Source organism: Frankia sp. CcI156, from assembly GCF_001983015.1.
Lineage (GTDB): Bacteria > Actinomycetota > Actinomycetes > Frankiales > Frankiaceae > Frankia > Frankia casuarinae.
This window is the reverse complement of record NZ_MOMD01000074.1, coordinates 1-26,812: the sequence shown is the minus strand read 5'-3', so window position 1 is coordinate 26,812 and position 26,812 is coordinate 1. Positions and strand designations below refer to the sequence as shown.

Annotated in this window: 26 protein-coding genes and 3 pseudogenes; 17 read left to right on the top strand and 12 right to left on the bottom strand. The window is 68.6% G+C overall.

What is annotated here, in order from left to right; translation table 11 throughout:
- Positions 1 to 370: 370 nt before the first annotated feature.
- From CcI156_RS21370 to CcI156_RS21360, 3 genes are all read right to left on the bottom strand, one after another.
- A complete protein-coding gene (locus tag CcI156_RS21370) occupies positions 371 to 1,609 on the bottom strand; it encodes a helix-turn-helix domain-containing protein (RefSeq protein WP_023841974.1) in 1,239 nt (412 codons plus the stop codon).
- A gap of 699 nt (positions 1,610 to 2,308) precedes the next feature.
- Positions 2,309 to 2,644, bottom strand: coding sequence for a hypothetical protein (locus CcI156_RS21365; protein WP_076807806.1), 336 nt, complete (start codon positions 2,642 to 2,644; stop codon positions 2,309 to 2,311).
- Positions 2,644 to 2,940 (bottom strand): hypothetical protein, encoded by a 297-nt coding sequence (locus CcI156_RS21360; RefSeq protein WP_023841976.1) that lies wholly within the window; start codon positions 2,938 to 2,940, stop codon positions 2,644 to 2,646. Before CcI156_RS21360 ends, CcI156_RS21365 begins: the two co-directional genes overlap by 1 nt.
- A 625-nt stretch (positions 2,941 to 3,565) precedes the next feature.
- Here CcI156_RS21360 and CcI156_RS21350 point away from each other — a divergent pair.
- Positions 3,566 to 3,772: a hypothetical protein gene (locus CcI156_RS21350; protein ID WP_023841978.1), complete on the top strand. Its 207-nt coding sequence runs from the start codon at positions 3,566 to 3,568 to the stop codon at positions 3,770 to 3,772.
- Positions 3,773 to 3,852: 80 nt separating this feature from the next.
- Here CcI156_RS21350 and CcI156_RS21345 read toward each other — a convergent pair.
- The 4 genes and pseudogenes from CcI156_RS21345 to CcI156_RS21330 form a co-directional block, all read right to left on the bottom strand.
- Positions 3,853 to 4,065: pseudogene (locus tag CcI156_RS21345) on the bottom strand (SAM-dependent methyltransferase); the annotation flags it as partial.
- Positions 4,066 to 4,174: 109 nt separating this feature from the next.
- Complete coding sequence (locus tag CcI156_RS21340; RefSeq protein WP_175637641.1) at positions 4,175 to 4,879, bottom strand: ATP-binding protein; 705 nt, start codon at positions 4,877 to 4,879, stop codon at positions 4,175 to 4,177.
- Between the two features lie 121 nt (positions 4,880 to 5,000).
- A complete protein-coding gene (locus CcI156_RS21335; RefSeq protein ID WP_023841981.1) occupies positions 5,001 to 5,660 on the bottom strand; it encodes a bifunctional 2-polyprenyl-6-hydroxyphenol methylase/3-demethylubiquinol 3-O-methyltransferase UbiG in 660 nt (219 codons plus the stop codon).
- Positions 5,657 to 6,586 (bottom strand): phosphotransferase family protein, encoded by a 930-nt coding sequence (locus CcI156_RS21330; RefSeq protein WP_254847547.1) that lies wholly within the window; start codon positions 6,584 to 6,586, stop codon positions 5,657 to 5,659. The genes CcI156_RS21335 and CcI156_RS21330 overlap by 4 nt, the downstream gene beginning before the upstream one ends.
- Before the next feature lie 289 nt (positions 6,587 to 6,875).
- Between CcI156_RS21330 and CcI156_RS21325 the strand changes: the two genes are divergently transcribed.
- Entirely contained in the window at positions 6,876 to 8,435 is a 1,560-nt protein-coding gene (locus tag CcI156_RS21325) for a helix-turn-helix transcriptional regulator (RefSeq protein ID WP_139341566.1), read from the top strand.
- On the opposite strand, the gene CcI156_RS21320 is transcribed toward CcI156_RS21325, so the two are convergent.
- Complete coding sequence (locus CcI156_RS21320) at positions 8,401 to 9,480, bottom strand: NAD-dependent epimerase/dehydratase family protein (protein ID WP_023841984.1); 1,080 nt, start codon at positions 9,478 to 9,480, stop codon at positions 8,401 to 8,403. The genes CcI156_RS21325 and CcI156_RS21320 overlap by 35 nt on opposite strands.
- Before the next feature lie 271 nt (positions 9,481 to 9,751).
- Here CcI156_RS21320 and CcI156_RS21315 point away from each other — a divergent pair, with 271 nt between their 5' ends.
- The 3 genes from CcI156_RS21315 (at position 9,752) to CcI156_RS21305 (ending at position 11,891) form a co-directional block, all read left to right on the top strand.
- The gene (locus CcI156_RS21315; RefSeq protein WP_076807810.1) at positions 9,752 to 10,603 is read left to right on the top strand and encodes a helix-turn-helix transcriptional regulator; all 852 of its coding nucleotides are present in this window, start codon (positions 9,752 to 9,754) and stop codon (positions 10,601 to 10,603) included.
- 4 nt (positions 10,604 to 10,607) lie between these two features.
- Positions 10,608 to 10,820, top strand: coding sequence for a DUF397 domain-containing protein (locus tag CcI156_RS21310; RefSeq protein WP_023841986.1), 213 nt, complete (start codon positions 10,608 to 10,610; stop codon positions 10,818 to 10,820).
- A gap of 291 nt (positions 10,821 to 11,111) precedes the next feature.
- Entirely contained in the window at positions 11,112 to 11,891 is a 780-nt protein-coding gene (locus CcI156_RS21305) for an aminoglycoside 6-adenylyltransferase (RefSeq protein WP_076807800.1), read from the top strand.
- 189 nt (positions 11,892 to 12,080) lie between these two features.
- Here the strand turns inward: CcI156_RS21305 and CcI156_RS21300 are convergent, their stop codons facing one another.
- Positions 12,081 to 13,022, bottom strand: a complete 942-nt coding sequence (locus tag CcI156_RS21300) for a BsuBI/PstI family type II restriction endonuclease (RefSeq protein ID WP_076807797.1) — start codon at positions 13,020 to 13,022, stop codon at positions 12,081 to 12,083.
- Positions 13,019 to 14,518 (bottom strand): Eco57I restriction-modification methylase domain-containing protein, encoded by a 1,500-nt coding sequence (locus CcI156_RS21295; protein ID WP_076807808.1) that lies wholly within the window; start codon positions 14,516 to 14,518, stop codon positions 13,019 to 13,021. Before CcI156_RS21295 ends, CcI156_RS21300 begins: the two co-directional genes overlap by 4 nt.
- Positions 14,519 to 14,759: 241 nt before the next feature.
- Here CcI156_RS21295 and CcI156_RS21290 point away from each other — a divergent pair, with 241 nt between their 5' ends.
- The 3 genes and pseudogenes from CcI156_RS21290 to CcI156_RS27170 form a co-directional block, all read left to right on the top strand.
- On the top strand, positions 14,760 to 15,929 hold the full coding sequence (locus CcI156_RS21290) for a methyltransferase domain-containing protein (RefSeq protein WP_076807795.1): 1,170 nt from the start codon (positions 14,760 to 14,762) through the stop codon (positions 15,927 to 15,929).
- A gap of 130 nt (positions 15,930 to 16,059) precedes the next feature.
- A pseudogene (locus CcI156_RS27175) lies at positions 16,060 to 16,470 on the top strand (phospholipase D-like domain-containing protein); the annotation flags it as partial.
- A gap of 189 nt (positions 16,471 to 16,659) precedes the next feature.
- Positions 16,660 to 16,872, top strand: a pseudogene (locus CcI156_RS27170) (DnaB-like helicase C-terminal domain-containing protein); the annotation flags it as partial.
- Between the two features lie 622 nt (positions 16,873 to 17,494).
- On the opposite strand, the gene CcI156_RS25190 reads toward CcI156_RS27170, so the two are convergent.
- Positions 17,495 to 17,815 (bottom strand): DUF6166 domain-containing protein, encoded by a 321-nt coding sequence (locus CcI156_RS25190; RefSeq protein ID WP_139341565.1) that lies wholly within the window; start codon positions 17,813 to 17,815, stop codon positions 17,495 to 17,497.
- A 490-nt stretch (positions 17,816 to 18,305) separates the two neighbouring features.
- Between CcI156_RS25190 and CcI156_RS21270 the strand changes: the two genes are divergently transcribed.
- The 3 genes from CcI156_RS21270 to CcI156_RS21260 all read left to right on the top strand — a co-directional run bounded on the left by CcI156_RS21270 (position 18,306) and on the right by CcI156_RS21260 (position 20,690).
- Complete coding sequence (locus CcI156_RS21270; protein ID WP_023841995.1) at positions 18,306 to 18,698, top strand: hypothetical protein; 393 nt, start codon at positions 18,306 to 18,308, stop codon at positions 18,696 to 18,698.
- Positions 18,699 to 18,828: 130 nt separating this feature from the next.
- A complete protein-coding gene (locus tag CcI156_RS21265; protein ID WP_023841996.1) occupies positions 18,829 to 19,248 on the top strand; it encodes a hypothetical protein in 420 nt (139 codons plus the stop codon).
- Positions 19,245 to 20,690 carry a relaxase/mobilization nuclease domain-containing protein gene (locus tag CcI156_RS21260; RefSeq protein WP_063579642.1) on the top strand — a complete coding sequence of 482 codons (1,446 nt, stop codon included), beginning with the start codon at positions 19,245 to 19,247 and terminating at the stop codon, positions 20,688 to 20,690. Before CcI156_RS21265 ends, CcI156_RS21260 begins: the two co-directional genes overlap by 4 nt.
- A 242-nt stretch (positions 20,691 to 20,932) precedes the next feature.
- Here CcI156_RS21260 and CcI156_RS21255 read toward each other — a convergent pair whose 3' ends face one another.
- Entirely contained in the window at positions 20,933 to 22,048 is a 1,116-nt protein-coding gene (locus CcI156_RS21255; RefSeq protein ID WP_076807793.1) for an ImmA/IrrE family metallo-endopeptidase, read from the bottom strand.
- Between the two features lie 245 nt (positions 22,049 to 22,293).
- Here CcI156_RS21255 and CcI156_RS21250 point away from each other — a divergent pair, with 245 nt between their 5' ends.
- From CcI156_RS21250 to CcI156_RS21225, 6 genes are all read left to right on the top strand, one after another.
- Complete coding sequence (locus CcI156_RS21250) at positions 22,294 to 23,199, top strand: AAA family ATPase (protein ID WP_023842208.1); 906 nt, start codon at positions 22,294 to 22,296, stop codon at positions 23,197 to 23,199.
- 46 nt (positions 23,200 to 23,245) lie between these two features.
- Entirely contained in the window at positions 23,246 to 23,662 is a 417-nt protein-coding gene (locus tag CcI156_RS21245; RefSeq protein ID WP_217697731.1) for a hypothetical protein, read from the top strand.
- On the top strand, positions 23,659 to 24,162 hold the full coding sequence (locus CcI156_RS21240) for a hypothetical protein (protein WP_076807789.1): 504 nt from the start codon (positions 23,659 to 23,661) through the stop codon (positions 24,160 to 24,162). The genes CcI156_RS21245 and CcI156_RS21240 overlap by 4 nt, the downstream gene beginning before the upstream one ends.
- 23 nt (positions 24,163 to 24,185) lie before the next feature.
- Positions 24,186 to 25,052 carry a CBASS oligonucleotide cyclase gene (locus CcI156_RS21235; RefSeq protein WP_023842205.1) on the top strand — a complete coding sequence of 289 codons (867 nt, stop codon included), beginning with the start codon at positions 24,186 to 24,188 and terminating at the stop codon, positions 25,050 to 25,052.
- Positions 25,049 to 26,017, top strand: a complete 969-nt coding sequence (locus CcI156_RS21230) for an S-4TM family putative pore-forming effector (RefSeq protein WP_023842204.1) — start codon at positions 25,049 to 25,051, stop codon at positions 26,015 to 26,017. Before CcI156_RS21235 ends, CcI156_RS21230 begins: the two co-directional genes overlap by 4 nt.
- Positions 26,018 to 26,325: 308 nt before the next feature.
- The coding region (locus tag CcI156_RS21225) for a transposase family protein (protein ID WP_139341564.1) at positions 26,326 to 26,812 on the top strand (487 nt) is incomplete at its 3' end.

Genomic DNA, 26,812 nt, shown 5'->3' with positions numbered 1-26,812 from the left:
ACCAGGCCAGACGATCCCGGCCCCGCACCGGCACCTCACACTCCAACCGGGCAAAATGCTCGTCCTCCCACCGGCCCACGGCCAGGACCCCCCTCCGACGTGATCGCGACACGGTGGTCGCTGTCTTCATAGACGGGCAGTCCCCATTTGCCGATGACACAGGATCGCCAGGTCATAGGTTCTCCGGACAGTAGGAGTGATGAAAAGGCACCCCGAGGCCGGGAAACAGAGAACCGATTCCCTATCTCAACCAGCCCCGGAGGCCATGCGAAGAACCTAACGCCAACCGGCAATCGGAACGAGTCGCGTAACGCAGTAGTTCACCTGACACGCCACGTCCAACTACCACGCCCCGTGGTAGTTGGACGATCTACTGGACCTGCATGAAGTCGGCAAGCTCGCGTAGCTCCGAACTCAGCCTTCGCTTCCGGGAAAGCAGAACCGTACTCAGGACGTCCTTACCCTTGCGCTGGTGTCGCAGCCATTCCGGCGCGGTACGAAGCAGCAGCGTCAGCACACCGACCGCATCCCCGAAGTCACGAAGCGCTGCATGCGCAGCGGCCACATCGAGTAGATGACGGTTGTAGTTGTCCGACCGCCGCCGCTTCCCTGCGCCGTCGCGGACATCCTCCGCTATGCGCAGCACCCCACGCGGATCATCAGCGATGATCAGCGCCTCAGCCCGCTTCATCCGCACGACATTCGGATTGAACGTCGTGAAATACTGATGGTGCCGGCCAGTAATCCCCGACCCGGTGATCCTGGACGCGGCAACCTCGGCAAGCGACAAAAAGTCATCCGACGCATCGACTCGATTGTTCCGCACCGCCGCCGCCGAACCACGCAGCAACAACCATCCCCACGCCGACAGCTCCGCATCACTCGCCACCGACAGGCGCGGCTCCACCCGCGACGCCGTCTCGCGAGCAAGCCGCTCCGCGTCATCGAACCGCCCCTGACGCACAAACAGCCAGGACTGTGAGATAGCACCCGCCGCAGCCGTCAGCCGATCCCCGGAATCGAGAGCATCCCGCATCGCGTCACGAATCGCCGCATAGGCAAGATCGTATTGACGTACCTGAGTCAGAAACCAGCCCGCGACCTGGAAAATCTCCGCCCGCAGCCGCGCCGCCTCCCGACGATCACCCTCATTCTCCGCACCATCGACAAGCCCGTGACTTTCCTCGATCATCACCGGCAGCATCGCAGCCACAGCGCCGAAGTCGTCGGACTGGTAGACCCTGATCGCGTTTGACAGCGCATCTCGAAGCCGAGACTGCGACTCCTGTGCCGATCCACCTACCGGTGACCGCGAAACGCCGACGAGGCCGACAGCAGGCGTGAGAACCTGGCGTAGCGGCAGCAGATTCAGCTTCTCGTCTTCCGTTGCATCAGTCACTGGCCCAGGTGAACGTGCCCCGAACAGCGACGACGTCTCCGTATCCAGCGCACGGGCCAACGTGCGCAGCGTCTCGATCCGCGCGCTTCCACCCTGCTCGATCTTCCGCACCGTCGACACGCTCAACCCAGCCTCGTCGGCCAACCCCTCTTGAGAGAAGCCACGCCGCAGCCGGAGAGCCCGAAGACGAGCGCCCGGATCGTCCACCACTCCGCACCCCTCCCCGAACGTGCCCGTAATCAGGGTACGTGCACCTACAGCGCAACTCACCGACCTGCACAAACAGACCATACAAAGATCGTCGCCAATGTTCTCTTCCTTCTTTTTTCAAGGGCGGCCTTCGGCCGCCGCGTGTGACCTGGCGCACGCGCCGCGCGTCGCCGTGCGTGCCGCGCCTACGGGATCGCCGCACCCGGCCGGGGTCCCGCCTCCCTCCGGTCGGCACCCCGGCCGGAGCGTCGCCCCGTGGGCGCGTCGGCCCGTCGGCGCGTCGGAGCGTCAGACCCCCCGCCAGAGGGTCCGTGACGATCGGCGGTGAGAGTGCCGCTGGTCCGCGCCGGTGCTCCAGGAGCCGCGCGACGTCCGCGAGGACGGTGCCGCTGCTGGTTGTTGGGGCTCCGCCCCAAACCCCGGCCCTCACTCTGGAGGAGGGGGAGGGGCCGCGTACGTCCGCTGATCGCCTCCGCCGCCCGGACCCCCGAGGGGCTACGCCGGAACCTCCCAGCCGGGCAAGGGACGCGCCGCACCCAGCATGGTACGGGCCGTCGGCGCCCTTGCCCGGCCGGAAGAACCCGACGTAGGGCGCAGCCGCCCGACCGACGGAGGAGATCAGCTCAGCCCGGGGTCCGTGAAAGATCAAAAACCGGGTCGGGTGGCGTTGCAGCCACCCGACCCGATCCTGATCATTTCTTAGGTGAACAGCGAGTCGACGAGAGCGCAGCCCACCGGATCGCCCGTATCCACGCCGTCACATACTGCAAGGACGCGGATCCCCGTGCGGCGCAGCATGCCCAGTACCGCCATCCGCCCCGCTTCAGTGGTGGCCAACCGGTCGTAGGCGCCGGAGTGGACGAGCCGGACGACCGCCGCCCACTCATGCAGCCTGTCAGCGGTCTGGTAGACCGTCCCACCGGCCTGCCAGGCCCGTGCCGAGCATGCCRCAGCGAACACCGCTCGCTGATCATCCCGCTCGGTCACGCTGACGTCCTRACGAACGAAGTTCAACGCCCGCGCCAGCCCCGGCATCACGCATCCTCGCCGGATGCGCGGCAAGCCGACACGCCGTCCGACGCCTCAAGCAGACCGAACCACATCGCATCAAGGACCGCGAGGCTGTTCGTACTCGTCACGACGCCGATCATCGCGGACAGGTCACGCAGCGCCGACGCCGCGGCGCGAGGTACGAGGTTCCCGGGCGGACCGGCAAGCGGACCGTCGTCCAGCTCAGCCGCCACCAATGCCAGCGCCTCACGCACCCTGACAATCAACTGATCAACGAGGTAGGCGCTCTGCCGCACCGGATCATCTGGCATAGTAAACATAGGTTCCGCTCCTGGTCTGGCAGGTTGTGGGACTCAGGCCCGGATCGGTGTTCCCRCACCGGTCGGGCCGCTTTCGTTGCTGTACCTACATCATCGCAAACTTTGTATAGGTTGTTGAAGGCCGGAAACGGCGAACGGCCGGCAACCCCAGGCGAGGTCACCGGCCGCCGCACGGTCGCGGGTCTTGCGTTACTCGCTCTTTGTGATCTCTCGCTCGTCTTCCGATCGGTTGCCGTGCCAGATGGACGCATACGTAGCCTGTACCGCCAGATCGGCCCACCAGGTAGCCGCCTCACGATCCGTGCTCATAGCGTCGACACAGACCCGCATGCCGCCCGGAAACACGAGTACCGGCCGACGGACCTGGAAACCCGGTATGACCRGCGGCATCTCGACTGCCGGAGGTTCCGCCGGATGCGCCATCAGCACCACACTAAGATCCGAACGCATGCTGTCCGGCAGCCGAGACTCACCATCTGAGATCATGGGCATAGGTCACGTTCCCTTCCAGGAGGGTGCGAGATCAAGGCCCTGGCGGAGARGGTAGGAGCTCACCGCCAGGGCCGCCTATTGGGGCACCCCAAGAGTAGCGAGATGCTTGGGGTGCCCCAATAGGCTGTAGCCCATGGGCGAGAACGACCTGTGGACGACGGGCGATATTGGACGACGCCTCGGCATCACGGCCGAGCGTGCCCGCCAGCTTTCCCACCGCCCAGACTTCCCCGCACCGCATATCGATCAAGGTACGGTCCGTCTCTGGCAACCCGCCGACGTCGAGACATGGATCACGCAGTACCGACCGGCAGCCGCCAAGAACCAGCCGCAGCCCTAGACCCCAGCCATGCCGAGTCGTTGCACTTAAGGAAGTGATCTAGGTCACATCTTTCGGTGTACCTCGCGAAGTTAGTGCGCGCCGATGTCGAGGAACTGGGTGACGCCCATCCKGGCGAGCATCGCCACGGCACGGCGCAGGAACGCCCTGTTCTCCTGGGCGGTGATCCGCAGGTTCGGGAACGCGGCCAGCGCCCTGTCCGCGGCTTCACGGTCCGCCGGGAAGTGGGTCTTCCCGCCCAGGTAGTAGTCGTACATCCGCGCCGGGTGGGCCTGGTCGGTGTTCAGATCCACGGGCTCGACGAATCCGACGTCGCCGAGGCCGTTGACGAGGGCCTGGAGGGAGGGGCTGCCGGTCGCGTCGGGGTCGGGCGGTAGTGGGGGCATGACGTGCCGCTCCTCGTCAGCAGGGGATGGCGGCGCGGGCTGCGAATGGGGCCCGCCCGGTGCGCGGTGTGGGTGGCGGGGTCGCCGCGCCGCGGGTGCCGGCCGAGGGCTGGGTCGGGGAGACGGGCACCAGGCCGGCGGAGGACAGGGCCGGGGTGTCGTGCCAGGTATCGAGGGCTCGGAGACGGTCGGCGACGCGGCGCAGCGTCTCCTCGTCCGTCCGGAACACGACCGGCCGGGCGGGCTCCGGGTAGGCGGTGGGTACGCGGCCGGCCAGCGGCGCCTCGTGCGGGGAAGGCTCGATCACGACGGTGCCGCCAGCGATCCGCGCCCAGGCCACCGTTCCTCCGGACGGCGTGGCATAAGCCCCCCAGTTCTCGGCGAGGGCGTCGACGAGAAGCAGGCCGCGACCGTGCTCGTCGTCGGCCGTGGGCTGCTGGCGCTGGGGCTGACCGGTGGTGCCGTTGTTCCAGATTTCGATCAGGACGTGGTCGAGGGCGGCGCTGAGTCGGATCGCGATGTCATCGCCGGTTCCGGCCGTGATGGCGTTGGCGCTGAGCTCGGTGACGRCCAGGGCGGCAGCCTCGATAGTGCCGGGCGGGACCTGCCAGGCAGTCAGCACCAGCACGGCGTCCCGACGCAGGCGCGGCACCGAGGCCGCCGTCGCGGGGACACGGGCGGCGACCGGGCGCACAGCCTTCGAGGGCAGGTCACTCGGCATCGTTCTCCTTCCTCTCCATCTGGTGGTGGACCGCCCGGCCCGGGGCATCGGGGAAAGACGGTGCAGGCCCCGGGTCGGGCGGCCGTTCAAGGGCTCCGCGACCGTGCGCGGGGCGGAGGGCCTAGCGGTGGTGGTGTTCGGGGCGGCGGGCTCGCAGGATCACGGTGTTCGGGGCGGCGGACTCTTCGACGACCGTGATCTCGACGTCTGCGAACCCGGCGGCGGTGAGCAGGTCCCGCCAGCCGTCGGGCGTGTGATCGAAACGGATCACCGGCGCGGTTCCGCCGTCCGAGAGTCGCACCGTGTATCGGCTGCCGACGTCTGTGCCGGAGCCGAGCGGCGCGGAAGCCGCGAGCAGCCCACCGAGCCGGAGCGCCTGGCAGATCAGTGCGAGCAGTGGTGCGGTCGGGTAGAGGCCCAGCGCGCCGTAGGTGCTGAAGATCGTGTCCGCTTTCGCGCAGCTGGCCAGGTAGCGGGCCGCGTCGACGTGGTGGAACAGCGGCTCCGGCCAGCGGGCCCGGGCACGGAGGATCTGGCTGCGCGCCGGGTCCAGGCCCACACCGCGGGCGCCCCGTTCGACGAGGTGGGCGAGGTTGTCGCCGGCGCCGCAACCCAGCTCGATGACCCGCCGCCCGGCCACCTCGCCAAGAAGCTCGGCTCCAGGGTCCGCGTCGCCGTCGCAAGTCCGTGTCCACCGGAACCGGTGTCGCGCCGGCCGGGTGTTCAACCCATCGGCGGCGATCTTGGCTCGGCCGTGCCGGTCCCATGAGGACACGTTCACGGCGAGGGCATAGTCACCCCCAGGAACAGCGCCGCCTCGTTCAAATGCCGCCGGACGACGCTCTCGACAAAGGGGTCCTGTGACGGGTCGTTGATCCATGTGGTCGCCTGCTCCAGGTACCAGCTGATGATCCAGAGGCGGTGCCAGCCCATCGCCCACGCCGCGGCCGGCAGCCCGGCCCGTGGGGTCGCGGCCTCGGGCGTGCCGCCGGCGCGGATGTAGGACTGGATGAGGCGTTGCAGGGCGGTCAGATCGGCGGGGCCGGTGGTTCCCTGCCAGGAGGCGAGATCGAGCAGGCCCGGGCCGACGAAGGCCCGCGCCCAGTCGAGCAGCCGCCACCCTGATAGGCCGATGTGCACGCTCGTCGGATGGAACTCCGAATGGCACAGCCCGAACGGGGGGGTCTCGGCGCCGTCAGCCAGGTCGAAGGCGACGCCGGCGAGACGTTCGAGGAGYTTGTCGAGACCGGCCGCGTCGACCCACCGGCCACGGGCACGCAGCACGTCCAAGCTCGCCCGTGCCCGACCGGGGAGAGCGGCCAGGGCGGCGCGGTCGAGGGTCRTAAGCCCTGCCGGAGGTGTCCCCGCGTGGACCGTCACGGCGGCCGCGGCTCCGTCCGCCTCCGTCGCGTCGCGCACCGGCTCGCCGAGATCCTCCAGGAGCATCCCGAGGTCATGCTCACGGCGGACCTCCGCCAGGATCCGCGGAATTGGGAGACCCTGCGCCTGCAGATGCTGCAGGACGTCGGCTTCACCGGTGAACGGCTCCCGCGCATGCTTGAAGATCGCGGTCCCGCCCCCGGGGATACTCACCCGCTCGACCGACGAGAGCACCCACGCACGGATCGAGGTCCGCGCAGGCAGGCCCGTCGCCGCCATCTCCACCATGAGAGCGGCCAGCAACGGTTCGGACTCATCCATCACCATCGACGACCCTTCACTCCGGCGAACGAGTAGACGCCGCCACCTGGGAGGCTCAGCAGGCCCGGCTGAATGYCGGGCATGGCTGGCCCTCGTTCCAACGGAGGCGCGACAGGGCGTCCTCGCGAAGAGGATGCGCACCACCTGCGAGCAATCTCGTACTCACTGGTGCCGCTTCCGTCGCATCCATGACACACTCGGCGCAAGTTCCTGCACAGGCCGCAACAGRCAGGRGCGCTGACTGCCCCCAGCGGGGGCATCGACGGCGTGGCGTGACGACGGGGAGGTGGGCGCCGTGCCTGCCGAGGGAGAGCCGGACGGCGCACTCGCCGAGCTGTCCAACCTGCTGCGCCAGCTCATCGCGAGCAAGGGKACCAACAACAGCGAGCTGTCTCGGCAGATCGGTTACCGACGTCAGCAGATCGCCGAAGCCGTCAACGGCCACAACGTCCCTTCGGAGGGCCTTGCTCAGGCGCTCGACAGGGCGTTGGACGCCGGCGGCCGGGTCACCGCCCTACGCGAGCAGGCTGATAGGGAGCGAAAGGCGCGCAGATTCGGCCTTCTCCCGCCGCGCGCCGACCCCGATCTGATCGTGGATCCCCGCGAGGTCCAGCCGGTGTTGGCGCTCGGCGACGAGGCCGACATCATGGGGTGGAACCCGCCGGCCTCATCGGTGGCCGCGGGTCGTGTCGTCATCGTCGACTCGGATCCGCCTTCGGCCACCGCTGGCGCGGCCCGGCCGGCCCGGATCGCTCCCCAGGTCGTGGCAGGGAGGAACGATCTCCATGCGGTGTACGAAGCAGGCCTGTCCGCGCTGTCCGAAGGCGGCGTGGAGATGAAGGCGCGGAAGGCCGCCGAGCACGCCTCCGAAGCCGCGGCCCGCGCTCTCCCGGACCTGAAGATCGACCAGCTAGACGAGGATCTTCGGTATCTGGCGACGAACTACGGCGCGGTCACGCTTCCCGACGCCTATCAGCAGGCGCAGGCGCTGCTGGAAGCCGCGCAGAGGTCGCTCGAACGGACGCAGGCGCCCCGCCAGCTCGCACGCCTCTACCTGCTCGCCGGGGAGGCTGCGGCGCTCTGCGGCTCCGCGTGCTTCGACCTGGCACTGTTGCGGCCCGCCGCGCAGTTCGCCCGCACCGCTGCGCTCTACGGGCAGACGATCGAGTTCGGCCCGTTGCAGGCGTTCGCTCGCGGCACCCTGGCCTACGTCGCCTACTGGCAGGGCCGCCCGGCCGAGGGCCTACGCCATGCCCTGGCCGCGGCGGAGGCGCCGGGCGTCGGCACGGTGGGACGCCGCCGGATCGCCGTCATCGCCGCCCGCGCCTGGGGGCATCTGGGCGACGCGGCCAACGCGCGGGCAGCGATGGCCGAGGCGGAAGCGCTCGACGATCCGTCGGAGCACGATGACCTGCACGACGTCGACGGCGAATTCGGCATGAGCATCGAGCGGGCGCTCATGAGCAACGCCTCGACAGCCCTTCTCCTCGGCGACGCCGTAGCCGCCGGCACCTATGCCCAGGCCGCCCTGGACCGGTACACGGACCTCCCCGGCGAGCAACGTCCACCGATGATCGTCGCGCAGGCTCAAGCCGACCTGGCGAACGCTCGCCTCGTCCAGCGCGACGCCGACGGGGCCGCCGCCGCGCTCGACGCGGTCCTGGCGCTCCCRGTCTCCTGGCGTGGCAATGGGCTGGTGCAGCGAGTGAAATCCGTCCGCCTACGGCTCCTTACGCCGGACCTCRCTCAGGCAGGGGCGCTGCGGGGCTACGGTGACGCGATCGAGGACTGGGCGGCGATGGCGCCCGCACCGGCCGACCTCAGCCGCCCTGCCGCGCCGACGGCGGAGAGCTGAGCTCTTCCCGCGGCGTCGGCAGCCGGGACGAGCGCAGCACCTCCGCCTCGGCCTCGGGGGAGATCCCGTGCTCGCGCCACCGAGGATGCTCCACCGGACGACCGCCAGCCTGCATCCACAGCCAGGTGTCGCGCACGGTCTCACGGATCGGCCGCGTCGACAGGCCCGCGGCTCGCGCCGCTGACGAGTCGACAGCCCACACACCAGCGCTCGTGCGCCACAGCGGCAGCTCCGTCCACTGCCGCACACCGGCGCTCAGGAGTAGCTCGTCGGCGACCCACTCGACGACGCCCTGCCGGCCGGTCACCTCGACGCAGGCGTCCAGGAGGTCGCCGAAGGTCTCGTCGCCCGGCGCGGTGACGTTGTAGTTACCGCTTTGCCCGGCGGCGGCCAGGTCGAGGGCGAACATCGCCAGATCGCGGACGTCGACCGGCTGAATACGGCGAGCCGGATCGCCCGGGCCCAGGATGATGCCGCCGCGGGCAGCCCGGCTGAGCCACCACGGCAGGCGTCCGACATATTCGCCCGGCCCCAGGATGACGCCCGGCCGTAAGACCACGGACCTGCGGTCCCCGAAGGTCTCACGGACCGCCTTCTCCGCGCCGGCCTTCTGCCGCCCGTAGTACCAGTCCGGGCCCGTCCAGCCCGCTGGGAGACGGCCGAAGTCGGCGTCGGCGTCGGCAGGGGCGTCCAGCAGCTCCGAGCTTTCGTCGAGCGGCTCGTTTGGCCAATCCCGGTACACGTTGACCGTCGACACGAAGACGTAGGCACCGGCCACCGGTTCGAGCAGCGTGGCCGAGGTGAGAACGTCCCGCGGCGCGATGTCCGTGGCCGACGTGTCGATAACGACATCCCAGGGGCCGCGTTTCGCGAGAGCGGCGAGGTCAGCCGGGCTCGTCCGGTCCCCGGTGACAGCGACCGCGCCCGCCGGCGCCGCGCCCGACCGGCCGCGCGTGAAGACGGTCAGCTCCCAGCCGCGCGCCAGGATCTCGCCCGCTGCCGCCCGACCGAGAAACCAGGTACCGCCGAGCAGCAGAACACGCATATCCAGATGCTGCCTGCCGGATCACGCCGTCCGCCATGCCTTTGCGTTTCCGGTGGGCCTCGTCACGCTTACCGCGCCGCCGCTGCGGCCAGGGGTGCCTGCCCCTGGCAGTTGCAGTCTTCCCAGGCGCTCGCGGGGCCGGTGTCCTGACGCGAGAGCGGTCCGCGGCTCGGCATCAGTTTGGAGTCGCTCGGGGACCTCGCCTTTGCCCACCAGCGTGCCGACGCCGTCGGCCGGTGAGCCGACCACGAGCACCCAGGAGGGGAGCGAAATGCCTCGGCGACCGCCATCCGTCCGCGCACGAGGGCTCGGCGCTGAACTCCGGGATCTGCGCGTCGCGCGCAACCTGACCAGCCGCGCCGTCGCAGAGAGACTGGGCTGGTCGGCCAGCACGCTTAGCCGGCTGGAGAACGGGCTGCGCGGAATCAGCGTCGAAGACGTCGCCTCGCTGCTCGTCGTTTACAAAGTCACAGGCCCCGGCCGTGAACGGCTCCTCGAACAGGCCCGCGAGGCTGACCGGCCCGACTGGTGGGCGTCCGGCGGGCCCGGACTGCCCCCGGGCCTCACCGCGCTGATCGGGTTCGAGTCCCAGGCGAACCGAATCACGAACGTCGAGATGCTGTTGGTCCCCGGGCTGCTCCAGACCCCGGACTACATCCGCGGGGTCATGGCCAGCGCGGGCCTTACTCCCCACGACGCAGAGGGTCGGGTCGCGGCGCGGCTCGGGCGGCAGGCCATCCTGAGCCGTTCTGATYCGCCCGTGCTACAGGTGCTGCTCGACGAGGGCGTACTACGCCGTCCCGTCGGTGGAGCGGCGGTGTTGGCCGCCCAGCTGCGCTACCTGATCGCTGTCGCGGCACGACCATCGATAACGCTGCGGGTTCTGCCCGTCGACCTCGGCGCCCATCCCGGCACGACCGGGTCGTTCGTGCTCTTCGAGTTCGACCGGGCGCGCCCCGTCGTGCATCTGGAACACCGCGGCGCGGGCACGTTCGTGGACGAGGTCGCCGACACCGCGCCGTTCGCCGCGGCGCGCGATGCTCTCGCGTCCCTGGCACTAAGCCCCGCAGCGTCGTGCGCCGTCATAGCTGACCTTGCCGAAGAGCTCGAGAGAAGGCGATGACGACATGGCGCCCCTGACCGCTGACGGCTCGCGCTTGGTGTGGGTGAAGTCGACGCACAGCGGCGACAAGACCCAATGCGTCGAGGTGGCGGCCCTTCCCGACGGCGGCCGTGCTGTCCGGGACAGCAAGGACCCTGACGGCGCTGCCCTGTTCTTCAGCGATGCTGAGTGGCGAGCGTTCGTCGCGGGCGTGCGCGACGGCGAGTTCGATCACTAGCCGTAGGCTCCCGCGACGATCTTCCACTTCTCAAGCGGATCTTCCACTGGCCGGCAACTGGAAGCCGATCGGGGTAGACGTGGGCCGCCTCGCGGCGCTCGGAGCAGGCTGACGGTGGATTCGCCGGGCATACGGAGCCCACGACGCGCGCTGCGGCGGGGGCGGTCGTGGGTCGGTGGTCGTCGAGGCGCTGGCCGACAACCGGACGGAGCCAGCCGTCGTACGCCGGCGCGTTGGTAGCGGCGAGAGTCAGGCTCATCGCGACCGGCTTCTTGTGAGGAGGACGTAACGGTGCACGAGGTTCCACTTCCACCTGCCGGCTGGCAGGCGGACCTTCTGCCGATGCTGGAGGATCTTGCCCGCCGGGATCCTCGGGTCCGGGACGTTCACGTTCACGGTTCGGCGGCCGGTCCGGCCCGAGATCTGGACTGCTGGTCTGATCTGGACCTCGTGGTGGTGACCGACGACCCGCGGCGCGTCGCTCACGGAGTCGTCGAACGCCTTCTCCGCGAGATGCCGCCGCTGTTCGCCTGCGACGAGAACGAGGCCTCGACCAAGCACGTGACGCGCCTGGTCTTCCGCGACCTACGACGGCTGGACATCACCGTCAGGACGCCCGCCAGCGACCAGCCGCAAGGCCAGACGGCCACCTCACCGCCGTCCGAGGGCGACCCTATGGAGACATTGGTCAACCGCTATCGGTTCGACGCGGTCCTGGCCGCGGTCAAGGCAGCCCGCGGAGACATGCTCATCGGTGCTMACCTCACGCTCCAGCTGGCCAGGCACGTCCTCGTCGCCGCGATGCTGCTGCGCGACCGCGACGCCGGCACCAACCACCATCGTCACGGCGACGCGAAGTGGGACACCTRGGCCCAGCGAGCCGCAGGCGTTCCGGCGCCCTACACGGTGACCGGCATCACCGTGGCCATCCGCTCGTACACCMACATGCTCGAYGAGCTGGTTGGCCAGTGGGACCAAGCACTGACTGGTGGTCACGAACCACTCCTGGCCATGCTCACCCATGTCGATTGCACCGCCCGAGGCCCGGACCTCGAAATCACCGGTGCCTGATCAGGTCCTACGTCCACGATCACGCCACGCCGAGCCGACGCCAGAACTGCCACCCGAACCTGGTAAATCAGCACTGCGCCTACTGACATACAGCCAGGGAAGCCGCTGACAGCTCGACACCGATTGGAAGATCACAGGGAACCTACTGCACGTATCTGGGGCACGCGGCGAGCGTCCGAGGCTCATCGGCTAGTCGTATGGGCCCAGAAAGCGTTCGCCGTTGAAGTGGATCAGATGGGTTGAGTCCTYGGCGCACCAAACCTCGGTCTCCCAGGCGATCTGATGAAGGTATTTCTTCATCTCGCGTCGATCGGGAAAGCAGGAGACGTAGACCAGGCCGGGTGTGGCGTCCGCGAACAGCGAGGCAAGTTCTCTGTGGCGCTTGGCGTCGACCGGTCCGTGAGACGACGCGGCCTCCATCAGAACGAGCCAGTCTCGACCCGGCAGGTAGACCACCAGGTCAGGCATCTTGCCGTGCTCGTCAACAGCGACGCCGAGGGCAGCGAGCCGGTCGGCTTCAAAGTATGCCCACTTGGCGTCGGCGTCACCGACGTATAACACTTCGCCGCCGGGAGTGAACCGCGGGCAGAACTCCTCTACCATCTGCTTGATCAGAACGTTCTGCCCGCCAGGAGAGAGCGTAAAAGGCTCGCCATGCGGGAGCGTCACGGGGATGCGGTTCATCTCTCTGGCAGCCGCATACTGCGCTTTCAGCCCTGGYACAGTCGCGAGGTAGTCCGTGACGGCGTCGTCAAACTCTGGCGTGTCATACTTCTGGATCACGGCAAGCGCTTGCGGCGTGACCTGGTAGTTCCATTTCGGCGAGTTGATCGGCCGGTCTGGCTGGTCTGGGTTCTGCTGCACCAGCAGGGCAGCGGCGAACTGGTGGAGAGTGAACCGCCGGATGGTCTCACGTGTGTTGGCAGCGTAGTTCCGGCCGTACTCGTTACGCATCCAGTCCATGATGGCGCGCGTTCCGAGCATCGGGTCGGCGGCAGTTGACCACGGCTCGTCCGGGCGGAGGCGAAGTAGAGCCAGGAGAGTGAGGGCGGATCGTTCGTTGGACCGCTCCGCATCCATACCGAGAGCTTCGAGGACGCGGCTCGCCTCTTCGATCTTGTTGGTGCTCATGCGGCGGCCCCAGCTGGGCTCAACGCCTGCGCCACGATGACGTCGATATCGTCTTGCGGCGGGAGCGCCTCCGGAGCAAGGTGCCCCATGTGTCGGAGTGACCAGCTGTCGGGAAATCGCATGGCCCKGAGGTCGGTGGCGTTGACCTGGGTGTGGCCGGAGAAGGTTCGGAAGAACTTGTCGACCCGCGAGGAGTTGAGCCACATCGAGAGGCCGAAAGCGAGGTCGCGGTCGAGCCCCCCGCCCTTGATGTGAAAGACGTTGACGTGATTCTCGAACGCGACAGGGCCCGGGACGCTCTCGGGGGACCATACGGCAGCCACGATGCGGCGCCGCTCCTCCTTGGATGAGAACCGCTTCACGACGCAGTACCAGCCCTCGGGAACGAGCATGCGCTCGTCCTTCTCAGTGATCGGCGCAAACCACTGGGCCTTGCGAATGTCCCGCGGCCACGAGATGAGACCGTYGCGCACGTTGCCTGGGTAAACGAGCGGTACGCCACGGTCGACGTGGCTGTGGTGGAGGCACTCAAGTGATCGGAAGTCGACTACCCTGCCGGTAGATATGGTCACACCGAGCGATGCAAGGGTGTGTGGTAGCGACATCATCCGTTCGGCTATGGCGGTGTCCTCGTCGTTGGTGGCGATGCGGACGAACCTCTGAGGGTCGTCAGGATGCACGACGTCGGCATATGCCACTTCTCGATGCTGCGCGTCATCCTCGTGACCATCACTGGCCGACAGGAGGACGGTCTCTCGATCACCGTTCTTGGTGCCGGATATGATCACGTTCTCCTGTAGCACGCCGGTGTCCGCGAAGACGGTTGACCGGGACGCGAATACGTGCACCCGGTCGAGCGCGATCTGGTTGAGTAGATATGAGCGGAAGGTCCCGAAGTAGGGCCCATTAGCGAACGACCGCGGCGTGATCGCGACCAGCTGTCCGCCGTCGCGGAGTGCTCGCGCCGCGAGTGCGAGGAAGGCGGCGTAGAGATTCGGTGCGTCCGCTCCGGCCTCCCGGACGGCTGTGCGGGAGGCCGAGGAGGCGGCCAGCTTTGCGTAGGGGGGGTTCTGAATCACCAGGTCGAACCCGGCAAGTCGCTCATCCGCATCAAGTCCGGTCGAGGCCGCGATGAAGTCGGCCTGAACCAGCTCGACCGTCACCCGCCCATCGCCTGCGATCTTGCACGCTTCGAGGGTGTTCGAGAGCTGAGGCACCACGCCCTCGTCGCACTCGACGGCGACCACGTGAACCGCCAGGTTCGGCCGCTCAGCCAGCACCCGAGCGACGAGCGCGGCCGACAGCATCCCCGACCCTGCGCCGGGATCTAGGATCTTGATGCTGCCTTCATCGGGAAGCCGCGGCATGCTCGCGATCAGTGACGCTGCCCGAGCTGGGGTGAAGAACTGACCAAGCGTCTCCTGCGTCTTGGGGTCGAGGACCGCCAAGGCCGACACCCGATTGCGTTCCGCGAGGTCGAGGAGGTCGCTCTGCATGATGCTCATCCTGCCGTACGCGGCATGCGGGGCCACCGCGACCAGCCATGGTCACAAGATGCGCCCATGCCGTGGTCTCGAAGGCTGGACCAACACTCTCTGTCCCACGGTAGCGGAGCGGCGGCGTGAGCGACGGACGCAGAGAAGCACCGCTGACGGGCCCACGGACCGTGCGCAGGCCGCGCCGACGCGGGGCGACGGCGCTGGCGCCTGAGCCTGTCGCGGGAAGGTTCGGGCAGCCATGAACACGACCACGAACACGGACCACTGGCAGCCGCATGCCCGCGCGCTAGCCGATATCGCCACCCACCCCGGCTCCCGCTGGTACCCAGTCGTCGCCGCGGTCCCCCGCCACCACTTCGTGCCGGCATGGTGGGAACGGGACGGCGCCGGGTGGCGACTGCACCACGGCCCGCTCGCCGATGCCTACGCGGACCGGTCGCTCGTGACCCGGGTCGGGCCGGCCCACGCGGACCACAGCGGCCCGGACGCCGGGGCGCCCGTCGGCCGGCCGACGTCGTCATCGACACAGCCATCGCTGCTGCTCTCGATGTACCAGYACGCCCAGCTCGCCGACGGTCTCGACATCGCCGACGTCGGCACCGGCTCGGGCTACGGCACCGCGCTGCTCGCCACCCGCTACGGGGAGCGGCACGTGACCACGATCGACGTCGACTCCTACCTTGTCGACACAGCGGCCAGCAGGCTCGCCGCGATCGGCCTCCAGCCGGCGGCGGAGACAGTCGACGCGACGGGGCARCTACCGGGCAGCTACGACCGGCTCGTGTCGACGGTCTCGGTCCGGTGGATCCCCCCGTCCTGGCTCGCCRCATTGCGCCCGACTGGCCGGTTCGTGACCACCATCCACGGCACCTGGATAGTCCTCACCGCCTGGAAGAACCCGGACGGGGAGGTCCGCGGCCGGGTCGCCAGAGACTGGGCCGGTTTCATGGCCACCCGTAGCGGCCCCGACTATCCGCCGCCCTGGGCCGACTTCGACGAGCTCGCAAACCGCGAAGGTGAACATGTCGGCCCCGGCCGGTACCCAGTCCTGAACGTCGCGGACGCCTGGGAGCTGTCGACCATGCTCGCGCTCGCCGCCGGCGTCGACGTCACCCACCACTACCTGCGGCCCGACCCCGACGGGCAGCACACTGCGCTGCTGGCCCATCCCGACGGGTCATGGGCCAGAGCCACCGCCGTCGGCGCCAACCGGCCGCTCGTCCACCAGGGCGGCCCGCGCAGGCTGTGGGACCTCCTCGATCGGGTCCGCGACGACTGGCTACGCCTCGGCATGGCCCCGTGGATCGGCGCGAACGCTCTGATCCTGCCCGACGGCGCGATCATCCTCGCTCGAGGCACCTGGCGCGCGACGATCCGCGCGGCAGATCCACCGGGACATGACATCTGACCCGCGGGCACCGGTCGGGCGCGGGCCGCATGCCGAGCGTTCCCGACTTGTCGGGACAAGCAGGTAGGCGCTGTCGGACCGGGCGTCTACGGTGGCGATCATCACCCATCGCGGACAAAGGGCCTTTCCTATGCGCTATCTCGACACCGCTGTCGGCGGGCCTGATCACRCCGTCGAGCAGTGGCTGCTCGCCGAGCTCGACCAGGCGCAAGTCTTCGCCGCGCGGACCGGCTACCTGACCGGGCACGGCCTGAAGCTGATCGAGCCGCAACTGGCAGCGCTACTRGAGCGGGGTGGGGAGGCCCACCTGGTCACCGGTGCCCGGGAGGACCAGGTCACGGCTGGCGACCTCGCCGCCTTCACCCGGTTGTTCGAGCCGCACGGCACACGGGCGACGCTGGTACTCGTCGACGACGACCGGGCGATGATGCACGCCAAGAGCTACTACGTCCGCCGGACCGACGGCACGCAGACGGCGCTGGTGGGGTCGGCGAACCTGACCCTTTCCGGGCTACGCGGCAACCACGAGTCCGCGATCGTGCTGGACACCCGGGTCACGCCGGACGCTCCCTGCGGGGAGGTGCTCGCCGCGATCCGGKCGTGGGCAGACACCGACCGGCCGGCCCGGCGGATCACCGAGACGACTCTCGACCAGGTCGTGCTCAACGCACCGCGGGTCGCGCGGGCCACGACCCGGGTCACCGGCACGCCGAAGCTGCCACCAGCCCAGCCGCTTGGCGACCTGATCAATCCCGCCCTTGAGGAGATCGAGGCCATCGAAGCCCGCGACGGCACGCTGATCGGCGTCCCGACCGGCTTTGCGGATCTCGACGAGCTGACGAACGGCCTGCATCCCGGGCAGGTCATCGTCATCGGCGGCCGGCCGGCCCTGGGGAAGTCGATGCTGTGTCTCGACATTGCCCGCTCGGCTTCCATCAAGCACCGGCCCGACCGGCACGATCACGGTCGCCTTCCAAGGGAACTACAGCCGCTTCGTCGACATGAAATGAAAGCGGCGATGGCGGTTCGTCGCGGTTTGGGCAACCTGTCCGGGTGCGAACCGGTCGGGAGCCGGAGTTGGGGTGGGCACCACGTTGGTGCATGTCGCCGTGAATGACTTGGCGGAGTGCTGCCGGTGCTGGAGTTCCCCCCGGGCATCGAGCCTCGGGCGATGCGCCGGATATGGCGGTGGCGCCACGGCGGGCTCTGAGCTGGGCAGTGCCTCGGTGATGCGGCCGCAGAGTGGGTGAGCTGCACAGCGCGGCGCTGCAAGGGCAAGAGGCCGCTGGGGGACCATCGGAGTCCTATCCTCTCGGCTGGTACTCGGGCCGCATGTCTTCGAGCTTGATCGCCGCAAGGATGGCCGGCGTGGCGCAAGCCCGGCAGTAGGTGCGACTCGTTTGGCTGCCTGGGCCGGACAGCACCCAGTAGGTAGGAACCGTATGGGTCTGGAAGCCGTTTTGGAGACGATTCTCGGGGTCGCACCCGGGCCAGGTGCCAAGGATGAGCGAAGGGTTGTGACGAATCACGTAAGCCACGTGAGTCTCCGTCTCGTTTCCTGTGACCTACTCGCCTGTCCACTCGGGGTCGATCAGGATCGGCGGCGCCTTCGTCAGRCCGTACTTGGCGTACCAGCCGACAGTCCAGCGCAGAATCGCGCGCCGGTTGAGTCGCCACTCGTCGCACAGGTCGGTCAGCACCTCGGCGCAGAAATCCTCGCGGAGGTCCGCCAGGGTCTCGTCGGGCCGCGAGCCCACGAACGCGATGGTCTCGATATCGACGTCGAGCGCGTCGGCGAGMACCGCCGCCGCCGTATGGCTGGTGCCGTGGCCGTTGTAGCCCCAGCCGAAGTCACACTCCTCGGGCGGGGACAGCAGGCGCAGCACCTCGGTCTTCTCGCGCGCTGTGGGACCGCTCGCCGGCACTTCGACGAGCACTCGGCTCGGGTGCCACTCGTCTGAGTCCTCAGCGAGTGCGCCTCGTCGCGCCCAGCGTCCGGTCACACGGGAGACGGTCGGCCTTGCGGCGCGCCCTTGAAGGCCGTGGTAGGTCCGTTCCTGGTAGCCCATCTCCACCCCCGCGCGTCGACGGGATCACACAGTAGCGGACTGCCTGCGTCATGTATCCAAATTCGGACAGTTGAGCGCCAATCGTGACGGCTCGTCCCGCCTCGCACCCAACGCGCCGTCCGATCCGTTGGCTGGCTTCTGTGGCCTTGACGCACGGTTAACCGCCTCTKCGCCATCGTCGAAGCGATTGTCGAGGCGTGCGCCGGCACGGACGGATCGGYGACTTGACACGACTGATCACGCCTACGGACGTAAGCGGAGGGCCGAACCGGCTGACGGGTGGACGACTGGTCGCCAGCATCGAGGGATGGCCTGGATCGTGCTCGATGTCGTGGTCGTCCTTATCGCCGCTGTTGCTTTGACCTACGCGCACCTGGGGCTCCGCGCGGCGCGTCAAGCAGTCGCCTCACGAGAGCATGCGCCGAGGGTCCGCGGTTCGGCGGCGCCGCTGCACGCAGAAATTCTGGACGCGGTCGCGCTTCTCGACGGCCTGGCCGCCGCGCTCGACAACGCCGCCGCGCGGTCCCCTGGCGGCGACCGGTTTGCTCGTGAGCATGCGCTGCGGGTTCGTCAGATCCGCGACCGCCTGTGGCCCGAGAGCCGGCCGAGACCCGATGACTACGGTGCCGCGGACGAGTGGGCCTCTGCGCTGGGACGTACATTCCGAGTTGGAGCCACGACCCCGCCGCCAGCATCTTGATCGACTGGCGTGCGGGGAGCAAGTTAGGCGTAGAAGTCCGACTTCTCCGTTTCGTCCGACTTGTCGGAACGCGGAGCCCGAGGTCGATCGTTCCGACCGTGCACGGTCAGAACGCGGCTGGAGGCCGGGGATGGGTGAGCGGGCGACGGGTCGGTGGCGGCGCCATGCGGCGCAGGTCCGCACCGACAAGGCCAGCGCGAGGATGACGCCAGACGAGCGGGAAAAGCTGGAGGCGGCGGCTGCCCGAGTCGGGCTGCGTCTCGGTGGCTACCTCGTCGAGGCGGGCCTGCGCCTGGCGGACCAGGCCGACCCGGCGCCGGTGGTGGTGCCGATGCCGGCGGTGGTGGGTGTGGATCGGGCGCTGCTGGAGGCGTGGGTGGATGCCAGCGTCCTGCTGCGTCAGTACGGGAACCTCGTCAACCAGTCGGTCAAGCTGTGGCATCGCAGTCGGGGCGGTCCGATGCCGGCGGGTCTGGCGGAGGCGGTCGAGCTGACGAATGTCGTGGCCCGCCGGGTCGATGTCCTGGTCGCCGAGTACCGCCGCCGGTGATCGCGAAGGTGCAGCGCGGCCGTGGGGCCGGCCGGCTGCTGCGGTACCTGTTCGGCCCGGGCCAGGCCAACGAGCACACCGATCCGCATGTGGTCGCCAGCTACGCCGGCGGCCCGGAGTCCTCCGCGTTCCTCGAACCGCCCACCCGCCCAAACGGCCGACGTGACGTCTCCGAGCTCGGCGAACGGCTGACCGATCTGGACCTGCTCACCGGCAGCCGCAAACAAGCCAAGCCGGTCTGGCATGTCTCGGTCCGTGCTGCCCCCGAAGACCGCCGTCTTACCGGCGACGAGTGGTCGCAGATCGCCACCGACATGGTGACCCGCGCTGGGCTCGTCGACGAGCTCGGTACCGGCTGCCGCTGGGTGGCCGTGCGGCACGCCGACGACCACATCCACATCGCCGCGTTCCTCGTCGGCCTCGACGGGCGAGCCGTCGCGGCCCGCGGCGACTACTACCGGGTCGGCGAGGCCTGCCGCGCCGCCGAGGCCCGCTACGGCCTGCGCACCACCGCGCCACGCAACCGGACCGGCGACCGGCAGCCGACCCGCGCGGAGACCGAGAAAGCCGCCCGCGCCGGCTCGGCCATACCCGCCCGCGTCACGCTGCGCCGCTCGGTCGAGGCCGCGGCGACCAGCGCGGCCGGCGAGGGGGAGTTCTTCGCCGCGCTGCGCAAGGCCGGGGTGGAGGTCCGGCTGCGGTACAGCAGCGTTGACCCCAAGACCGTCACCGGCTACGCGGTCGCCCTGCCCGGCGATCTCACCGCCGAAGGCAAGCCGGTCTGGTACGGCGGCGGCCGGCTCGCGCAGCACCTCACCCTTCCCCAGCTACGCGCCCGCTGGGCCGAAACCCCCGGCGCCCCGGACCCGGGCGGCCCGGAGCCGGCGGCCATCAGGCAGCTGGGCGTGGCGTTCCCGGGCCGCGCCCAGCGGCGCGCGCTCGCTGCCGCGGCGAAGGCTGCGACCGACGCCACCGACAGCCCGCCCGACCCGGCGGCTGCGGCGGCTGCCGGCGCCCTGGCAGCCGCCGCCGCCCGCGCCGGCGAGCACGGCCGCCCCGGCCCGCTCACCACCGCCGCCGAACAGCTCACCCGCGCCGGCCGCACCCCCTGGCACCGGCCCGCACCGGCGACACCACTCTCCCGGGCACTACGCGCGGCCGCCCGCGACCTGAACGGCCTCGGCCGCCTCCACCACGACGACCGCGACGCCGACTGGCTGCGGCTACTCGCCGCCCTCGCTGACCTGGCCGCCGCCATCGTCGTCTGGCGCGAGGCGGCCGGCCAGCATGAGCAGGCCCGCGCCGCAGCTGCGGCTGCGGCCACCTTCGCCAGGCACTCCGCCGCACCATCGCCTGCTCGGTCAGGTCCGCTGACAGCCGGACTGGCTGGACCCGCAAGGCCTCGGCCCTCGCGAGAGCAGCAGCGCCAGGCGGCCCGCTGAACCGGAGTCAGACGGGTATGAACGACGATTCAGCCCACAGCGCTGAAGTCAATGAGTGAGTGGGGTGGCCATCCAACGGGCGTCATCACCCCCTGGTGCACGCTCTGCGCGGCCCTGGTGGCCGCGACAGCTCGCGCCGRCTGGCCGGGGCGCGTTGGAGTACCCGGGGACTGCAACCGCCCCTGYCCTCTACGCCGTCGCGGGCAGACTGCAGAGCGACACCGTCCTATAGCGAAGGAATTCTAGAACTCCACGCGGGGACGTTCCCCGAAATCTCGACTAAGGAGAATCCGGACATCCGATTCTGGGAGTCCGGAGCGATTGATGAACTCGGCGAACGAGACACCAGTCGTATCCATAAGTTCCAGTGCGCGTTGTAGGAGTACCGGAGCCTCAGGATTCCCGAGGGGACCTGGCTCCACTCTCCGCCATCCTCGGGCAGACAGGGTTTTCCAACCCTGCGCGTAGGTGTGTTCATTCATAACACCGAGTGTCTTAGCTCTGACCAGGAGCGCAGCTAGCGATACGTGCCATTTTGTCTTCAGGCGCATAAAGGCAGGCCAGTCGAGCGAGTCTGGAAGCTCGGACTTGATGTCATCGGCTGGCATAAGAAACGCGGCCGCGAACTCGTGGGCTTGGCGCTCAGTGGCCTTCTCGCCTGTCGGTCCGGTGGCGCCGTGCAAGACCAGGTGGCCTAGTTCGTGGGCGGCATCGAAGCGGGAGCGGTCCCGCAGACCTTTGTCCGAACCGAGAGCGACAACGGGCCTGTCAGGGAAGTCGACGCAGAACGCATCGACTTTCTCGATGCTGACGCGAAAACGCACGACAACAATTCCGTTTGCCTCTAGTAGTCGTACAACATTTTGAACTGGGCCACGTGCGACGCCCCAGTGATGACGGACGTGGGCCGCCGTCTGCTCGATGTCGGCGGAATCAGGTGGCCGTTCTTCGTCGAATATGACGCGTGGCAGATCGAGATCAGGCAGCGCCACGTGCTTGTCGAGCTCCAGCGTGAGTTCACGCGCGAGATGCACGTAGGCGAGCGCCTGTTGGCGATCTCGGGGCGAGGTCGATCGAAGGCTGCGGAAGAACCCGTCGGCCTGTTCGTGGGCAGGGGGACGGGTCGGCGCAGCGAAGAACGACGGCGGTACCCGCAACGCGACTGCGAGCCGGCCAAGCGTGGAAGCGGCGGGYCTGGTGTGCCCGTTCTCGAACTGGCTGACCGAGGCGGCCGTCACGGAGCCGGCGTCCMGAGCCAGCTGTACCTGGGTGAGCCCGCGGAGTTCTCGTGCCATCCGCAGCCTGGTGCGATCGAACAGAGCCGCGATGTCTCCGTGGTTCAGTTGCGGGTCGTTCACCTCGGGTGTCTCCGCGTCAGTCGACGTCGGCCGATCAGCGCACAGCTCTCGATCTTGGTGCTCCACTCGCGCCTTAGGCAGACCTCGGTTACTCGCCGGTCATATCGGCTCGGCTCCAGCATGACACGCCTGGGTGGTGTGTGCCGAACTGGACACCCGTGCCGTCGTGTACTCTACCGGTCGTAGAGAAGATGATGTTCATATCTGAGGTAACCAACCCTGCGCAGAGATCTGGAGCTGAGCCGGTGAAGGTTCAGGAGTGTGTGCTGTCGGACGAGGTGGTCGCCGCCGACTCGTCTGAGTCCGCGTTGTGGGAGGCCATCGTGGTGCCAGCGACGATCAAGGAGCGGCTCCGTAACCAGGCTCTGTTGTCGCTGCTCATGCGCCGTGACCTGCCGTTCGCGGTGACCGCGTTGCACGGGTTGTGCACGCTGTACGGCCCGCCGGGTACCGGCAAGACCACCCTTGCCCGGGGCCTGCCGGCGCAGATCGCCGGGTACATCCCGGGACGCAAGGTCCGACGGATCGAGATCAACCCGCATGGGCTCATGAGCGCCGAACACGGACAGTCGCAGCAGCGGGTCAGCGAACTGCTCGGCGAGTAYGTGCCGGCGCTCGCGTCTGACGGCATGCCGACCGTGGTGATCCTCGACGAGGTCGAGTCGATGGCGGTCGCGCGATCGGCAGCGTCGCTGGCCGCGAACCCGGCTGACGTCCACCGCGCCACCGACGCGGTGCTCACTGCCCTGGATCTCAACGCCGCGATGCACGCGCACCTGTTCTTCGTCGCGACCAGCAACTTCACCGCGGCCTTGGACGAGGCGTTCCTCTCCCGCTCCGACGCCGCCATCCTCGTCCCGCTCCCCGAGCCGCAGGCGCTACGGGAGATCCTCGCCTCGACGTTGTTCACGCTCGCCCACAAGTACCCGCCTCTGGGGGAACTGGCACGCTCGGCCGTACTGGACCGTGTCGCGCAACTGGCTCAGGGCCTGGACGGCCGCCGTGCGCGGAAGGCGGTCTTCGAAGCGCTGGCTCAGCGGCTGGACACCGTGCTGGACCCCGGCAGGTTGACCGAGGAYGACTTGGAGGCCGCGATCCGCGACGCCCTCGCGGGCACGGACCGACCGGAGGCGTCCCGTGCGGCGCTCTAGGGAGGTGGCGGCCTCTCCTGTCCGCAGCGCGAGCGGAACCTGGACAGTGATCACAAACCTGGTCGCGGACACCGTGGCTCAGGCTCCCGCCCTGTCTCGAGACGAGGCGTTGGAGGCGATGGCAGCCGCCGAGGCCGTCGGGCGGATGCTGATCGCGGCAGGTCACCTGAACAAGCACGCGATCATACTGGTGGCCGGAAAGGTGCACTGCGAAATCACGACGGTGTMCGGCACGGCGGCGCTGACGGCGGAGGAGAACCTCAACGCCGTTCCCGGCGCGGCAGGCGCCACCGAATTCACGATCTACCTTCCGTCTCCGACCCCGCTTCAGCAGCAGGTGAGTGCCGCAGCGGACAGGCACCCTCGGCTATCCACGGCCGTCCCGCCGTCGGAGGCGCAGTCGGAGAACGCCGGACCGCTTGTTGACCTCGAAGCTCTTCGGTGGGACGTGGCCGCACGATGACCTCCACGATCACCTACAACTACACCCGCGCCCACACCGCAACGCACCTGACCGACATCATTCTCGGCACCATCACCGACATCCTCGCTGACCTGAAAATCGACACGACCTTGTTCGGCCGTGACTGGAAGCAGAACGAGGACGCGATCAAAGCGTGGATCGAGGAGGGCTCGCTCGACACGGTCGTCCTTSAGTGTCACCAGCCGTCGGGCACAGTCGCACCGGTGATCGAGTTTCCGGTGTCCTACACCGCAGGCGGGAACGGCAATGCCGAGTTCACCGCATCCCGAGCCCGCGCCGCACGGTTCCGCGCCAAGTTCGACCGGGTGCCAACGGGCACCACCCATCGGTTGATCTGCACCTTCAACGCGCCCCACACCCCGCAGCCAGGGTGGGGCCCCGGCCAGCGTGCGAGCACCGACGGCCTGCAAAGCATCACCTTCGGCACGCTTGGCTCCGCCCCGCGCGCCTCGACTGGCATGCGGTACTACTTCAGCTGACACCGAGAGCAGGAACACGCCCCATGGGGTACGTCGACGACGCATTCGTCAAACTCAGGCACAACCTGGAGATCACCCAGACCGAGCAGAACCTGGCAAAGGCACGGCACGAGGCCATCCGCGACTTCGTCCGGACACACTGGGCCCTCGCCGACGACTTCCTCACCGGCAGCTACCGGCGTGATACCAAGACCAAGCGCCTCAAGGACATCGACATCTTTGTCGTCATCGACGCCCACGGTCCCCAGGCCGGCTTCCGAGACCAGGCACCTATCGAGGTCATCAACGCCCTGGAGACCCTTATCCGCCGGAAATGGAGCGCCGCTGCCCGCGACGGCATGGCCGTCGTCATTCCCTACGGCCCCAACGACGAGGTCATGTCGATCGACGTGGTCCCCTCGTTCAAGCGAAATGGCGGCGGCTACTACATCCCCAACCCCTCAGCAGGCGACTGGATCGCGACCAACCCCAAGCGCCACCACGAGCTGAGCATCGCCAAGAACGCCGACTGTGGCGGCAACTACGTGCCCCTTGTCAAGATGATCAAGGGCATTAACCGCGAGCTTGGCGAGCCCGTGTCGCCCTCCTTCCTACTGGAGGTCATGGCCCAGTCCCTGGTGAAACTGCCGATCGGGCGCTACCAGGACGAGATCGTGCTGTTCCTGGGCACCGCCGCCGAGCGCATCGGCGACGTGTGGCCCGACCCCGCCGGCCTGGGCGGAGACGTCAACGCCGTCATGAACACGACCGAGAAACTCGCTGCGGCGAACGCACTCGACCGGGCTCGCCGCATCGCGGAGACGGCGGTCGACCTAGAAGACGAGGGCCAGGAACGCGCCGCCTACGACCAGTGGAAGAAGCTGTTCGGTGACCGGATGACTAGGCCATGAACCTCTCGACCGATCCCGGAGGCGTCCAAGGGATACCGCCTCGGGCCATCCACGAGCGGCAATTCGACGACGACATGATGCTCATCCAGCGCGCCGCGGCGGCAAGCCACCAGCGCGGCCAACGCCTGGAAGCTGTACGTGTCAGCGCAGCCGTCGTGCTCGCGACTGCGGGTGTCCTGATTACGCTCATCGGACACGGTCGGACTGTCGTCTCGATAGTCGGGTTCTTCTGGTTCGTCGTTTCCGCCTTCTTGCTCAAGGGCCTCGCCGGGAACACCGCCCGCCAGGGCGCCCTGCTCCAGGAGATGTTCGACATCGCCCTGTTTCACCTTCCATGGCGCGCCACGGTCGCGGGCGAGCCAATCGCGGAACCCGACGTCCGCCGTCTGGCACGCAAACTCCGCCGAGGTGGTGCGAAGGACAAGCGCATCACCGCTGGCTGGTACGATCCCACGAACGACGTCCACCACCCTTACGACGTCCTCATAGCGCAGGAACAGAACCTCGCCTGGGACGCTCGCCTGCGCTACCGCTATAGTTACTTCATCGCTACCGCAGCGATTCTCTGGACCGCTGTCGGCGTGATCGTCGGCCTCGTCGCTCCGAAGGCGACATTTCTCGGCGTCCTCCTTAGCTTTTTCGCCCCATCCCTGGCGGCCTACCAAATGGCCTACGAGATCTGGTCGGGCCAACGGAATGTAGCCGGCGAACGCACCCGACTCGCGAAGATTGTCTACGCCGAACTGCGTGACGGATGCCCCGGGCCCGTTCCCGAAACCGAATGGCACCGCCTACGGAACGCGGCCCGCGATGTGCAGGACGGCGTCCTGCGTACCCGCCTGGACACCACCCGGGTACCCGAGTGGTTCTACAAGCGCTTCMGAGACGATGACGAGCGTGACTTCGGCGATACGGCAGAAGGCCATCGTGTCCGGCTAGCCGGAGACACGGCCTCTCCCGCATAGCGCGCGGATCGCCCTGCCTAACCGACTCTCCACCTTTMGCTCCTTCCGGGGTTGGAAGCGGCGGACCACGCCATGGCCCGGTTGGGAATGCCGCCAGCCGGACGGTGGGTCATGAGCCCGTTCGCGGGGGACGCCACCCATCCAGGGCCTCGGCAAGTTTGCTGGTAAGCAGACTTTCGGCGTTGTGTGGGGCTTCCAGTGGGGTTGCGTAGCGCGCTTCTGACGCGAGGCCGGGGGCGTCATGGGTGCGGGCACGGCTCCTGGAGATCATGGAGGTTCCTACACCGTCATGATCGTCTCGAGGTGCCATGCCCGCCGCACCAGTATTAYCGCCTGCCCCTGTTCTCGATCGGCTGGCTGCCGTCGGCGCCGGCAACCAGCCTCCGTCGCCGGCGGGTCTGCTGGCGGTCTTCAACCAGCTACCGGACCCCCGGAAGCCCCGCGGCAGGCGGCACAGCCTGGCCGCTGTGCTGACGCTGGCGACCTGCGCGGTGCTCGCCGGGGCGCGGTCGTTCACCGCGATCGGTGAATGGTCCGCCGACGCCGGCCAGGCGGTCGCGGGCCTGCTCGGCGTCTCTCGAGTGCCCGAGGAGTCGACGTTTCGCCGGGTACTCGCCGCACTCGACGCCGACGCCCTGGATACGGCGCTGGGAGCATGGGCCGCCGCGGCGACCACCCCGCCGGCCGGGACGCGGCGGCGGCTCGCGGTCGACGGCAAGACGCTGCGCGGCTCCCGCACGCCTGACAGTCCGGGCCGCCACCTGCTCGCCGCGCTCGACCACACCAGCGGTGTCG